Raw genomic sequence first — 12,454 nt, 5'->3', positions numbered from 1 at the left:
ACGAAACCAAGGAGGCTCCATTACATGTTCCCAGAGTACAGAGAACTTATCTCGAAACTGAAGAGCAGTGATGTCCATTTCCAGAAGAAGTTTGACTTGCACAACGACCTGGATGCGGAGATTAGAAAGTTGGAAAAGCATCACGCCAGCGACTATAGCGCCGAGGTGAGAGATCTGAAAAAACAGAAACTCAAACTGAAAGAGGAGATATACGACATCCTCAAACAACATCCACAATAGATGCCTCGAAGAATATGCGGATAAGCAATTTATCCCCCAGCCCGGCCCACGCGCCGGGCTTTTTGTTGTTTCAGTCAATTAGTTGACACCCGAGCCTACCGATCTTGCCGGTAGTTTGTTACATTTTTCCCTTGGAATTCAGGGAATAACGGTGATGATAACATGAGCAGAAAACGATCTTTTTATCATCTCTTGCTGCTTTGCCTGTTCGCATTGAGCCACCCCCTGCAGGCTCAGGAGCCTGAACTGGAGCTGTGGCACTCCCAGCAAGCCGGTTACGTGATCGACGACGTGATCGCCCGCTTCAATCAGGAGGGGAACCACAGAGTGCGGGTCACCCAGATTGAGCCGGGCAAGATCAAGGCGGATCTCCTGCTGGCAGCTCAGGCCAAGGGACTGCCCGATCTGATGCTGATCCCCTCCGATTTTATCGGCCTCTATCGCCAGATGACCCTCGCCCCGCTCCCGGCCGAGTGGTTTTCCCCCGCGCTGATGGCCAGCGCCTTGCGTTATGTCACCCTGGATAGGCAACGCTGGGGCATGCCCATGATGCAGGGCAACCACCTGATGCTGTTTTACAACAAGGCGCTGGTCTCGACTCCGGTGACCCAATGGCAGCAACTGACTGCTATCACCCCAGCCCTCAGGGCCAAGGGGGTCTACCCCGTCAGCTGGCCCTATCACGACATGTACTACTTCGCCGCCTTTTTACACACCTTTGGCGGCTCGCCGGTGACCGAAGGGCGTATCACCCTCGACACCCCGGCCATGGTGCAGGCGCTGGAAGCCTACCGCACCGTCGCCAGCGAGCAGTGGATCGATCCCGAGTGCGACTATGACACCGCCCTCGCCCGCTTCAATGAGGGCAAGAGCGCCTACCTCATCAATGGGGACTGGGCCTTCAATGATCTGGTGAAGAACATGGGGGATAAGCTGGGCGTTGCCCTGCTGCCCCGCTGGCAAAGCCATCCCATGCACTCCATGAGCGGTGCCTACGTGATGGGTGCCTCCCGCTTGGCGATGGACGATGAGGATCGCCAGCCCGTCATCAAGGCGCTGATGGCCTTTATCCAGCGTCAGGATATTCAGCAGCTCATCTATCATCAAGGGGCGCTGCTGCCGGTCAATCAGCAGGCTTTTAGCGCCATCAGCCGCCGTCCCACGCCTCAGGAAAAAGTGCTGCTGGAGCAGTTCACCCTCAGTACCCCCATGCCCTCCGACAGCGCCATGTCCATCGCCTGGCAAGCGATGGAGAAAGGGTTCGAGCGCTTTAAAGAGGGGATCAGTGCCGCCGACACCGCCCGCTATATGCAGCAGCTGGCCGATCAGCAGTACCGGCAGGTCAAAGCACCATGAAACATCGCACCTTTCGGCTCGGCCCGACCCTCATCATCATCCTGTTCACCGTCGCCCTGCTGCCGGCTCTGCTGGCTAGCACGGTACTGCTGATCCGCCAGCACCAGATCATCGCCCAGAGCGAGCAGTCACAGCTGGAGCGTGCCCTCACCAGCATGACCCGCGAGGCCCGCTTTCGCAGCGAGCTGATCGGCACCCAGATCAATCAACTTAGCCAGGATCGGGTACTCCATCAGGCCCTAGACAACTTTCTCTTCTCCAGCCATGCCCGGCTGGCGCTGGCCACCTTTATCAAATCCAACAGCCTGCTCACATCGGCCTACCTTATCGATGACAAGGGGTTGGTGGTGGAGTACATCAATGGCCAGGCCTCCCACCTCGAGTCGAGCAACCTGATGCCGCAGCTGATGGCCTGGGGCAAGACCCGCGAGGCAAAGCAGGGCAAGCATCTGCTGCTTCCCGTCGATGATCCCGTGCTGGTCGACGACATGGAGCAAAACCGCAGCGGCGGGCTGGCGCTGGTGGCCCCCATCTATCGCAACCACCAGCGCGCAGGGGTGATGCAGACCCCTTCCGGCTTCGTGATGGCCATTCTCCCCTGGCGGCAGATGGCCCAGTTGCTGGAGCCCTATCTCAAGGGGAGCGAATATCTGGTGATCTCCCAGGGCGAGAACCGTCTCTACGAAGGGGCTCACCAGAACGCCATGGATGACAGGGAGCCAAGCAAGTTGGCGCAGCCCCTGGCCATTGGCTGGCCCCAGCTGGAGCAGGAGATCACCCCTACCATCACCCTCTACAGCTACAGCAATGACAGGGTCAGCGAGCTCAACAAATCCCAACAGTTGCTGACCGTCAGCATCGCCGTCATGTTGTTGCTGGTGGCCATCGGCTGCGTCTGGCTCACCCGCTGGCTCACCCGACCGCTGCGCTCGCTGGCCGCGCTGGTGCGCAGCTATGGCAAGGGCAACTACCATCAACGGCAGGCGCCGCTGCGCTTTGTGGAGTACGACGAGGTGCGCCAGCTGCTACAGGAAATGGCCAGCACTATCTCGGATCAGGTGCGGGCGCTCTATCAGCAGAATGAACAGCTGCAGCAGGCCAATAGCGAGAAAGAGGCCTTCAACCAGCGGCTGCTCGGCTTCAACGACGAACTGGAGCAAGAGGTCGCCTCGCAAACGACCGCCCTGCGCTCGGCCCTGAGCCGGGAGGAGCGCAGCCGCCATATCCTGCAATCCTGGTTGCAGTTCGGTCTGCACCAGCAGCTGGATATCGATATTGCCGAGCTGGCCAGCTCCGCCCTGCTGCAGCTCTCGCAGCTCTATCCCGGCCACCGCTGGGGACTGGTGATCCGCCGAGACGGGCAGCCCCACTACTCCCTGACCCAGGGGGTCGATGCCCCCTTGCGGGATGCCCTGCAGGAGAAACTGGCTCAACTGATGGATGAGGAGGTCAAACACTCCGAATGCCAGTGGGATAACGCACTCTGGAAGATCATACTCTGCCCGGTAGCCAAAGTGGCGTGCTGTTTGGTTATCTGATGGTGAGCGCAGAAGGGCTGGAGTCCGAAGACAGGGCCATCTTGCGGCTGTTTGCCAAGCAGTTGGCGGTGGGCATCGAGGGGCGCCTCTTCACCGACGAGCTGGCGCGGGTCGCCCGCACCGACAACCTCACCGGGCTGCCCAACCGGCAGGCGTTCGAAGAGGCCTTCCATCACTATCAGGCGGTGCTGGCACGCCATCCCGAGCGTCACCTCGCCCTCTTCATGCTCGATCTCAACGGCCTCAAGCGTACCAACGACCAGTATGGGCACGAGGCCGGCGACGCCCTGCTGATCCAGATGGCTCGCCAGCTGCGCACCCTCTGCCGTCAGGATGAGAAGATTTTCCGCATCGGCGGCGACGAGTTCGTGCTGCTGGCGGAGGCGGATCACCTCGCCAGCCAGCTGCTGGCAGGTAGACTTGAGGCAAGCCAGCAGCACGCCATCGTGCAACATGGGGAGCACAGCTTCCCGCTGCGTTTTGCCATCGGCTGGAGCAGCAGCGACCAGACTCCGCTGGCGGAGCTGAGCCGGATGGCTGACGATGCCATGTATGCCAATAAGGCGCGCTTCTATCAGGGGCAGCGATAAAAAGCGGAGGTCTCTGGCGTTGGCGAGCCTTTCGCCAACGCCCTGATCAGCTCGCAAAAATGGTGCGCAACGCTAGACGCGGCGCGGACCATGACTAAGATAGGGGCTCTTGATGTCTCGATTTGGAAGGGAGTAGGAAATGGAGTTAGTACTTGGCCCGCTGGAAGCCCGCGTCATCGGCTGTCTGATTGAAAAAGAGATCTGCACCCCGGATCAATATCCCCTCTCCCTTAATGCACTGGTCAACGCCTGCAACCAGAAGAGCAACCGCGAGCCGGTGCTGGATCTCTCCGAGCTCGATATCCGCGCCGTGGTGGACGAGCTGATCCGCAAGCGGCTGGTGGTCAACACTGCAGGCTTCAACGCCCGGGTGCCCCGCTATCAGCACAGATTCTGCAACACCGAATTTGGCGAGCTGAAATTCAGCGCCCAGGAGCTCGGCATCGTCTGCGAACTGCTGCTGCGCGGCCCGCAAACCCCGGGAGAGCTGCGCTCGCGCACCAACCGACTCTGCAGCTTCGATGATGTCACCGAGGTGGATGCGGTGCTGACCCAGCTCATCGAGCGTGGCCCCTACGTGGTCAAGCTGCCGCGCGAGCCGGGCAAGCGCGAATCCCGCTACGCCCACCTGTTCAGCGGCGAAGTGGATATTCAGGCGATGATGGATGCCGCCCCCGCCACGGCCTATGCCTCCCCTGCCGCCGACCGTGTGAGCGAGCTGGAGCAGGAGGTGAACGAGCTCAAGAGCCGTCTCGCCGCCATGGAAGCACGACTGGCCGCACTGGATGGTCAGGGCTGATCGCCTTTACCATCGCAACTCTCTATCAGGGAGCCGGGGCTGGTGTCCCCGGCTCCCTGCGTTTTTTTATCGTGAGGAAGTGCCCGTGATCACCCTGATTAAAGAGTCTGACCACCAGAAGATGCCCTGGAAAAACCAGCAGGGCACCACCAGCCAGATCCTCATCTCCCCCAAGGGGAGCAGCCTTGCCAAACTCGACTTTGACTATCGACTGAGCTCGGCCCCCATCAAGAGCGCGGGTCCCTTCTCCCCCTTTCCCGGCTATCAGCGCATTTTGCTGCCGGTTAGCGGGGCAGGATTTGTGCTCAACGGCCACCCCTACGCCACCTTCGAGGCGGCGCACTTTAGCGGCGATGAGGAGACCCACTGCGAGTTGCTGAAAAACGAGGTGACCGATCTGGGGCTTATCTACCATCCGGATCGCATCAGCGCCAACGTGCGGATACTGAACCTCCCCTTCCCGCTGACCCTTACCCTCGAGCCAGAGAAGACCTACCTCTGTCACCTGCTGAGTGGCCAGCTGGCCGTGCAGGGCAAAGAGGTGGCTATCAACGAGACGCTGGTGGTGACCGGGGAAGAGAGCATTCACTTCGAATGCCAGAAGAAGACCGCCATCGCCTTCTTTACCCTGCAGGCCAAATAGCGCAAAAGTCGGCGGTGTGCAGTCATGCCACGCCACACACAAACAGCAGAGATGAAAAAGCCGGGAAATCCCGGCTTTTGCTATTGAGGCAACCGGCTCGTGCCGGTCAGCACCTTAGTTGACCTTGAAGGAGCCCTTCATCATGGCGAAGTGGCCGGGGAAGGAGCAGAAGAATGTGAGATCCTTGCCCGCCAGACCGTCGGTCTTGAAAGTGACGCTGCTGCTCTCGCCGCCGCCGATCAGCTTGGTGTGAGCCAGCACACGGGGATCATCCTTGGGCAGATAGCCGTTCTCGGCCCCGGCGCTCATCCCGGCAGTCGCCACGGTCTGATAGTCGGCGGTGCTGGCCAGCACCCAGTTGTGACCCATGGCGGTCACAGGCAGCTTGCCGGTGTGGTTCAGGGTGACCGTCACCTCCTTGCAGGTGGCCGGCACGCTCATCTCTTTGAGGTTGTACTGCATGGCATCATTGCCTTCGATGACCAGTGTACACTCATCCGCCAGCACGGGGGCAGCCAGGGTACTCAGAAACAGCAGGGTAATCGCCTTTTTCATCATCTTCTCCTTTGATTGGCAATGGATGGCAACGACTTGGCGGATGCGGTGAACGCTTCGCAAAAATGCCGTCTAAATCGACCTTCATTTTACTCAATTGTCTTCAATCGGCTATGGCTTTTGGCCAAAGCTGCGGGCCAAGTCACCAGACGGTGCTCTACTCGCCACTCTCTCCCTCACGGATGGACGATACGACCCGCTCCAGCCACAAGTTCAAAACCGTTTAATTTTTTCTGCCCTTTTCCCTCCTATTGGCCCTATCAGGGCTCGCCCGGCGGGCGCCCCTTGGCTAAGCTAGCGCCCCGATATGAACCTTCTCCAGATGAGAGCGCCGGATGATTGCGATAACCCCCGTGGCGGCCCTGCGCGGCCTGCTGCTGACCCTGCTGCTGGCGCTGGCCGGCTGCCAGCCCACCCCGCCTGCCCAGACCCGTATTCAGGGCAAGACCATGGGCACCTACTATGTGGTGACCCTGAGCGATAGCTACCCCGGTGGGGAGCCCGCCCTCAAAAGCGACGTAGAGAGCCTGCTGGCCCGGATGAACAAGGAGATCTCCACCTACGCTCCGGGCTCGCTCATCTCACGTTTCAATCAAGGGCCCGCCAACACCCCGTTTGCCATCCCGCCCGCCATGGCCATCATAGTCCAGCAGGGGATGGATGCCGGTAAGCTGACCAACGGCAAGCTGGATGTGACCGTGGGGCCTCTGGTCAATCTGTGGGGCTTTGGCCCGGACAAACGGCCGGTCAAGCGGCCCGATGAGGCGGCCATTGCCGCCGCCCGCCACAAGGTGGGGATCGACAAGCTGACCCTGACCCCGCAGGGGGATCACTTCCTTCTCGAAAAAACGATCCCGGATCTCTATCTCGACCTCTCCACTCTCGGCGAGGGGGCCGCCTCTGACGAGATTGCCGCCCTGCTCGAAGGCAAGGGGGTACACAACTACCTGATCGAAGTGGCCGGTGCGGTGCGCAGCAAGGGCAACAACAGCAAGGGCTCGCCATGGAAAGTGGCCATCGTCGAACCCTCCGATCAGCCGGGTGCCTTCTCCGATATCGTCATCCCCAACGGCATGGCGCTCAGCACCGCGGGCAGCTATCGCAACTACTACGAGCTGGATGGCCAGCGTTACTCCCATATCATCGACCCCGCCACCGGCCAGCCGGTCACACACAAGCTGGTCTCCGCCAGCGTCATCACACCGACCGCACTGGAGGCCGATGCCCTCGATACCGCGCTGATGGTGATGGGGCCTGAAGCGGGTATGGCATTTGCCAAGCAGCACCAGCTGGCGGTCTATCTCATCATCAAGACCGAACAGGGGTTCAAGGCTGAGTACACGCCGCAATTTGCTCCCTATCTGGCAGAGAAAAAACATTGAGTTCAAGGCCCTGGCAACAGGGCCTTATTCTTTCACTCATCGCGGGCAAAAGGCGGACAAACGGAGATGGTTCGCAATCGACAACTTGGCCAATTGCCTCTTCGGGCGCTTTGGTGGCACACTTTCCCTCATCAGCCCGCAGCGCCTCGACCCAGACAGATGCAGACACCTGAACAAGAGCCAGAAAAAAAGAGCCCAGCCAAGCCACAACGCATTCTGATGGTCAATGAGCAGCGCTCGTTTCAGGTGATGATGAAGGCGATGCTGCTCAATCTGGGTATCAGCAACATCACCTACTCCAATACCGCCGAGGATGCGCGGCGCCGCTGCCAGAAGGGCAGTTTTGACATCTATCTCATCGATTACGATCTCGGGGTTGGCGAGAATGGTCGCCAGCTGCTCGAGAGCCTGCGCGACAAAGATCTGATCCCGCCCCAGAGCGTGGTGATCATGGTGAGTGGCGACAGCTCCCGCGCCATGGTACTGAGCGCGCTGGAAGCCGAGCCCGACGAATACCTGATGAAGCCCTTCTCTCAGGAGCAGTTCTCGTTTCGCTTGAAGCGTGCCCTCGCCCGGCGCAACGCCCTGGCCAGCGTCTTTACCGCTCTGGCCGATGACAATCTGGCAGCCCTCATTACCGCCTGCGCCGAGCGGGCCGATGCGGTGCCCCGTTTTGCCAACTACTGCCGCTGCCTTCAGGCCGATACCCACCTCAAGCTGGGTCAGGCGCAGGAGGCGCGCGCCCTGATGCGCCAGCTGCTGGCCGGGCAGGAGAACAGCTGGGCCCGCCTGACGCTGGGCAAGGCGTGCAACACCCTGGGGCTCCACGAAGAGGCGGTCAGCCATCTGCAGGCGACCCTCAAAAATACCCCGCTGATGGTGGAGGCTCACCTCTGGCTGGCAGAATCCCAACTCGCCCTCGGCAATGACGAGCAGGCGCAGCAAGAGCTCAGGCGGGCGGTGGACATCTCCCCCCAGTCGGTGCAACTCTCCCGACGACTGGCGGAGGTGTGCCTGCTGCGCCACGACTATGCCCAGGCCAAGGATGTGTTGCTGTCGCTGATCGACCTGTCCCGCAACTCCATTCACCGCACGCCCCATTATCTGGGGGCCTATATCCAGACCCTGACCCTCTACGCCCTCAACAGCAACGACAGCTACCACATCGCCAACCTGCAAAAGCAGGTCAATTCTGCCCTGTCGCGCATCCGTGATTCGCTGATGATGTCGGAGTTCAACTACCCGGTGTTCGAGCAGATCTGTCAGGCCCGGGTGCAGATTGCGCTGGGGGAGCTGCTCAAGGGCAAGAAGATGCTCTATCGCGCCAATCAGAACTGGCTCGATGAACCGGCCACCATGCCCCCCGCCCTGCTTGGTGAGACCATCCTCGCCCTCTATCAGCTCGGCGAGTTTGAATATGCCGAAAGCCTGCAAGGGCTGCTGGCGGAGGACGAAGATCGGCTGCTCACCACCTGCATTCAGGCAACCCGCGATGACAAGACGGTGCTGGAGCGGCGTCAGCGCTACCAGCAGCTCAACGATCTGGGGATCAAGGCCTATCAGAGCGGCGAGCTGGAGCAGGCCCTCGGTCATTTTCGCGAGGCCCTGCGCCGCGCCCCCGCCAATACCGGTGCGGCTCTCAACAAGATCCAGGTGCTGCTGCAACTGATGCAGAAAAACCGCAAGAGTCCGGAATTTGGTGCCGAGTGCAAAGACACTCTGGACGTGCTCGACGGTATCCCCCTCAACCCGGCCCAGCAGGAGCGTTTTCGCAAGCTGCGTCAGGAGTTCAACCAGTTCAGCTAAGACGCCGCCGCGCACCCTTTTCCCCGCCTATGCTGAAACCAGTTCGGCAATGCGAGGGAAACGAAGATGGCGATGTGTCGTTATCTGGTGGCCGATGGCCGCCACTGCAGTGAAGAGGCTGGCGAGCACGATCTCTGCCACTGGCATGATCCCCACCATACCCATCAGGAAGCCCACACCGCCGAGGCGCTTGAACAGTACGTTCGCGCTGGCGGACTCTGCCACGGCCTGCAGCTGTCACGGGCCAATCTGGCGGGCCTCAATCTGGTCAACAAGGAGTCCGATCAGGGATTTTTGCTGGAGCAGTGCAACCTCTATCGCGCCAACCTGCGCGGTGGTCACCTCTACGGCCTGCGCATGAAGGGCGGCAGCCTGATGAAGGCCGATCTGAGTGATGCCAACCTCCAGTGCGCCACCCTCGATGACGTCAACCTGCTCGGCATCCGCTGGCACAACACCCGGCTCGACAACATGCAGACCGGCAAACGGGTGATGCAGGATCGCAAGGGGCGCCGCGAACGGGATCCCAAACAGGCGCGCATCTGGTTCAAGGAGGCAGAAGAGACCTACCGGGATCTGCGCAAAGCCTCCGAGGCACAGGGGATCTTCACCATGTCCGGCAACTATATCCAGCAGGAGCTCACCATGCGCCGCCTGCAACTGCCGTTCTGGTCGACCCAGCGTTTTACCTCCTGGGTGGTCGATCTCTTCTGCGGCTATGGCGAGGCCCCGATGCGGGTGGTGCTCTTCTCGTTGCTGCTCATCTTTATCTGCAGCATTTTTTACTTCTTCTGCGGACTGCATTTTCAGGGCGAACACCTCATCTACCAACCCGGTGCCCCGCTCGAGCAAAATGCCATCTTCCTGCTCGAATGCCTCTACTACAGCGTGGTCACCTTCACCACATTGGGGTACGGCGACTTCACTCCGGTCGGCCTCTCCAGGATCTTCGCCGCCTTTGAAGCCTTTACCGGCAGCTTCACGCTGGCGCTGTTTGTGGTGGTATTCGTCAAAAAGATGACCCGCTGAAAACCTGTCCACGATCCTACTGCGAGGCTGTGATCAAGGCTCATGTGCTGCTCGGAATCCTCATGTATACATATACAATCCGGTTCCTGCGCTGCGCTTCACCTTGCTGACAGCCTCTCGCGACGGATCGTGAACAGGTTACCAAGCAGTTGCACCAGTCACAGCCCCCGAACTTGCATCCACCGCCGATTCCTAGTCCAATAGCCACTTATAAAAATGACATGAGCATCCCGGACATGAAGATCATCTCTTTCAATATCAACGGCCTGCGCGCCCGTTTGCACCAACTGCAAGCCATCATCGACAAGCACCAGCCCGATGTGATCGGCCTGCAGGAGATCAAGGTGCACGATGAAGCCTTCCCGCTGGCCGATGTGGAGGCCATGGGTTATCACGTAGAGTTCCACGGCCAGAAGGCCCACTACGGGGTCGCCATCATGAGCAAGCAGAAGCCGGTCAAGGTGGAGAAAGGCTTCCCCACCGACGATGAAGAGGCCCAGCGCCGGATGATCATGGCCACCTTCGAGCGCGAAGACGGCTCTCTCATCAAGGTGATGAACGGCTACTTCCCGCAGGGTGAAAGCCAGGATCACGAGACCAAGTTCCCGGCCAAGCAGAAGTTCTACGAGGATCTGCAGCACTACCTCGAGACCAACCACACCCCGGACGACCAGCTGGTGCTGATCGGGGATATGAATATCTCCCCCACCGATCTCGACATCGGCATCGGCGAAGCTAACCGCAAGCGCTGGCTGCGGGATGGCAAGTGCTCCTTCCTGCCCATCGAGCGCGAATGGATGGAGCGACTGAAAGGGTTTGGCCTCACCGACACCTTCCGCGCCGCCAACCCCACCGAGTGCGAGCGTTTCTCCTGGTTTGACTACCGCTCCAAGGGCTTTGACGAGAACCGCGGCCTGCGCATCGACCTCATCATGGCCTCCGATGCCCTCAAGGACACAGTGACCGAGACCGGTATCGACTACGAGCTGCGCGGCATCGAGAAACCCTCCGACCACGCCCCCATCTGGGCCTGCTTCGCCTGATTGAGTGCGGGCTGGGTCTCCCCTCGCCCGCCCATCAACCCCATCCCCTGAACCTTGGTTATTTCCACCGTCAGCAGCGACAGCACGCCACTGTTATAGAAAACATGGACAACTTTGCGGTTGAGCAGCTTGGGTTCAATGTTCATAATCTATGATTGAAAAACTTCAATAATCCAATGAGTTAATTTGTAATCATGAAGTTAATCACGTCAGCCAGGAACATAGGTGTTCATGATGACCACAGTCTGGCCAACAGGAGTGAAATGATGATGAAGCCAAACACCAGCGCAGGATTATTCAGACAGGGGATGCTCGCTCTGACGCTGGCCAGCACACTGGTCGGCTGTGGCGGGGAAACGAACCAGACGGCACAAACCATGTCGGAGGTGCCCGTGGTGGTCAACGAGGCGGCCCTGATCGATGTGCCGCTCACCACCGAGATGGTGGGAGAGACCGCAGGGTTCCGCGAGATCGAGGTACGTTCACGGGTCAGTGGCATCCTGCTCAAGCGCACCTATGTGGAAGGCCAGCCGGTCACTGCCGGCCAGCAGCTGTTCTTGATTGACCCGGAGCCCTACAAGGTCGCGCTGGAACAGGCCAAGGGTACCCTGGCCCAGGAGCAGGCCCGTCTCAACAAGGCCCGTGCCGATCGGGATCGCATCATTCCCCTCTTCAAGCGTCAGGTAGTGAGTCGCAAGGACTATGACGACACCATCGCCAACTACGAAGCGGCCATCGCCAGCCATCAGGCCGCTCAGGCCAAGGTGAAAGAGGCGGAGCTCAACCTCAGCTACACCCAGGTGACCGCCCCCATCAACGGCATGGCGAGCAAGAGCTCCCAGTCCGAGGGGAGCCTTATCTCCACCAGCGGCGACAACGGCCTGCTCACTACCATCACCCAGTTTGATCCGCTCTACGTCAACTTCTCCTACTCGGAGCAGGATCGCCTCAACTTCGAAAACTCGGTAAAGAAAGGGGTGATTGAGGCTAAGGATGCCACCACCTGGCGTACCCATATTCGTCTGGCCGATGGTTCTGTCTACCCTGAAGCGGGCAAGCTCAACTTCTCCGACAACCGGGTCGATCCCCAGACCGGTACCATCCGTGCCCGCGCCATCTTCGACAACAAGGACGGCGTACTGCTGCCGGGCCAGTTTGTCCGCATGACCATCGATCTGGGCACCCGCAAAAACGCCATCGTGGTGCCGCCGCGCGCCATCGTCCAGTCCCAGGCTGACCGCATGGTGATGGTAGTCGATGCCGACAACAAGGTGGTGCCCCGTCCGGTGACCTTGGGCGCTGCAGTCGACTCCGGCGTGCTGATCGAAAGCGGCCTGCAGGCTGGTGAGCGCTATATCGTCGAAGGCTTGATGAAGGCTCGCCCCGGCGCCGTGGTGAAGCCTGTCTCTGCCGACGAGATGCAGGCGATCACCGGCAAGGTGGTCAGTCAGTCTGCGGCCAAGTAAGGAGCCC

The 12,454-nt window shown here is 60.1% G+C and carries 12 protein-coding genes; 11 read left to right on the top strand and 1 reads right to left on the bottom strand.

The window, feature by feature from the left end:
• Window positions 1–24: 24 nt before the first annotated feature.
• The 6 genes from ACTG1P_RS20805 (at window position 25) to ACTG1P_RS20780 (ending at window position 5,166) form a co-directional block, all read left to right on the top strand.
• Window positions 25–240 (top strand): YdcH family protein, encoded by a 216-nt coding sequence (locus tag ACTG1P_RS20805; RefSeq protein WP_005337763.1) that lies wholly within the window; start codon window positions 25–27, stop codon window positions 238–240.
• A gap of 162 nt (window positions 241–402) precedes the next feature.
• A complete protein-coding gene (locus ACTG1P_RS20800; RefSeq protein ID WP_440002138.1) occupies window positions 403–1,596 on the top strand; it encodes a sugar ABC transporter substrate-binding protein in 1,194 nt (397 codons plus the stop codon).
• Window positions 1,593–3,134 carry a sensor domain-containing diguanylate cyclase gene (locus ACTG1P_RS20795; RefSeq protein WP_440002137.1) on the top strand — a complete coding sequence of 514 codons (1,542 nt, stop codon included), beginning with the start codon at window positions 1,593–1,595 and terminating at the stop codon, window positions 3,132–3,134. The genes ACTG1P_RS20800 and ACTG1P_RS20795 overlap by 4 nt, the downstream gene beginning before the upstream one ends.
• Window positions 3,116–3,724: a GGDEF domain-containing protein gene (locus tag ACTG1P_RS20790; protein ID WP_440002136.1), complete on the top strand. Its 609-nt coding sequence runs from the start codon at window positions 3,116–3,118 to the stop codon at window positions 3,722–3,724. Before ACTG1P_RS20795 ends, ACTG1P_RS20790 begins: the two co-directional genes overlap by 19 nt.
• Window positions 3,725–3,863: 139 nt before the next feature.
• On the top strand, window positions 3,864–4,523 hold the full coding sequence (locus ACTG1P_RS20785; protein ID WP_440002135.1) for a YceH family protein: 660 nt from the start codon (window positions 3,864–3,866) through the stop codon (window positions 4,521–4,523).
• A gap of 85 nt (window positions 4,524–4,608) precedes the next feature.
• On the top strand, window positions 4,609–5,166 hold the full coding sequence (locus ACTG1P_RS20780; protein WP_440002134.1) for a HutD family protein: 558 nt from the start codon (window positions 4,609–4,611) through the stop codon (window positions 5,164–5,166).
• 114 nt (window positions 5,167–5,280) lie between these two features.
• Here the strand turns inward: ACTG1P_RS20780 and azu are convergent, their stop codons facing one another.
• Window positions 5,281–5,721, bottom strand: coding sequence for an azurin (gene azu, locus ACTG1P_RS20775; RefSeq protein ID WP_440002133.1), 441 nt, complete (start codon window positions 5,719–5,721; stop codon window positions 5,281–5,283).
• 335 nt (window positions 5,722–6,056) lie between these two features.
• Here azu and ACTG1P_RS20770 point away from each other — a divergent pair, with 335 nt between their 5' ends.
• From ACTG1P_RS20770 to ACTG1P_RS20750, 5 genes are all read left to right on the top strand, one after another.
• Entirely contained in the window at window positions 6,057–7,103 is a 1,047-nt protein-coding gene (locus ACTG1P_RS20770) for an FAD:protein FMN transferase (protein ID WP_440002132.1), read from the top strand.
• Between the two features lie 159 nt (window positions 7,104–7,262).
• Window positions 7,263–8,909 carry a tetratricopeptide repeat protein gene (locus ACTG1P_RS20765; RefSeq protein ID WP_440002131.1) on the top strand — a complete coding sequence of 549 codons (1,647 nt, stop codon included), beginning with the start codon at window positions 7,263–7,265 and terminating at the stop codon, window positions 8,907–8,909.
• A gap of 66 nt (window positions 8,910–8,975) precedes the next feature.
• A complete protein-coding gene (locus ACTG1P_RS20760; RefSeq protein WP_005353221.1) occupies window positions 8,976–9,938 on the top strand; it encodes an ion channel in 963 nt (320 codons plus the stop codon).
• A 236-nt stretch (window positions 9,939–10,174) separates the two neighbouring features.
• Complete coding sequence (gene xthA / locus ACTG1P_RS20755; protein WP_429084523.1) at window positions 10,175–10,981, top strand: exodeoxyribonuclease III; 807 nt, start codon at window positions 10,175–10,177, stop codon at window positions 10,979–10,981.
• Window positions 10,982–11,247: 266 nt separating this feature from the next.
• Window positions 11,248–12,447 (top strand): efflux RND transporter periplasmic adaptor subunit, encoded by a 1,200-nt coding sequence (locus ACTG1P_RS20750; RefSeq protein WP_440002130.1) that lies wholly within the window; start codon window positions 11,248–11,250, stop codon window positions 12,445–12,447.
• Window positions 12,448–12,454 lie beyond the last annotated feature (7 nt).

Source organism: Aeromonas sp. 11P, assembly GCF_051920165.1.
Taxonomy (GTDB): Bacteria; Pseudomonadota; Gammaproteobacteria; order Enterobacterales; family Aeromonadaceae; genus Aeromonas; species Aeromonas veronii.
This window is presented reverse-complemented; position numbering and strand designations above follow the sequence as displayed.

Bases quoted from the DNA above. Each gene is read 5' to 3' on its own strand.
- ACTG1P_RS20805 (WP_005337763.1), top strand. From the start codon at position 25: ATGTTCCCAGAGTACAGAGAACTTATCTCGAAACTGAAGAGCAGTGAT.
- ACTG1P_RS20800 (WP_440002138.1), top strand. From the start codon at position 403: ATGAGCAGAAAACGATCTTTTTATCATCTCTTGCTGCTTTGCCTGTTC.
- ACTG1P_RS20795 (WP_440002137.1), top strand. From the start codon at position 1,593: ATGAAACATCGCACCTTTCGGCTCGGCCCGACCCTCATCATCATCCTG.
- ACTG1P_RS20785 (WP_440002135.1), top strand. From the start codon at position 3,864: ATGGAGTTAGTACTTGGCCCGCTGGAAGCCCGCGTCATCGGCTGTCTG.
- azu (WP_440002133.1), bottom strand. From the start codon at position 5,721: ATGAAAAAGGCGATTACCCTGCTGTTTCTGAGTACCCTGGCTGCCCCC.
- ACTG1P_RS20770 (WP_440002132.1), top strand. From the start codon at position 6,057: ATGATTGCGATAACCCCCGTGGCGGCCCTGCGCGGCCTGCTGCTGACC.
- ACTG1P_RS20765 (WP_440002131.1), top strand. From the start codon at position 7,263: ATGCAGACACCTGAACAAGAGCCAGAAAAAAAGAGCCCAGCCAAGCCA.
- ACTG1P_RS20760 (WP_005353221.1), top strand. From the start codon at position 8,976: ATGGCGATGTGTCGTTATCTGGTGGCCGATGGCCGCCACTGCAGTGAA.
- xthA (WP_429084523.1), top strand. From the start codon at position 10,175: ATGAAGATCATCTCTTTCAATATCAACGGCCTGCGCGCCCGTTTGCAC.
- ACTG1P_RS20750 (WP_440002130.1), top strand. From the start codon at position 11,248: ATGATGAAGCCAAACACCAGCGCAGGATTATTCAGACAGGGGATGCTC.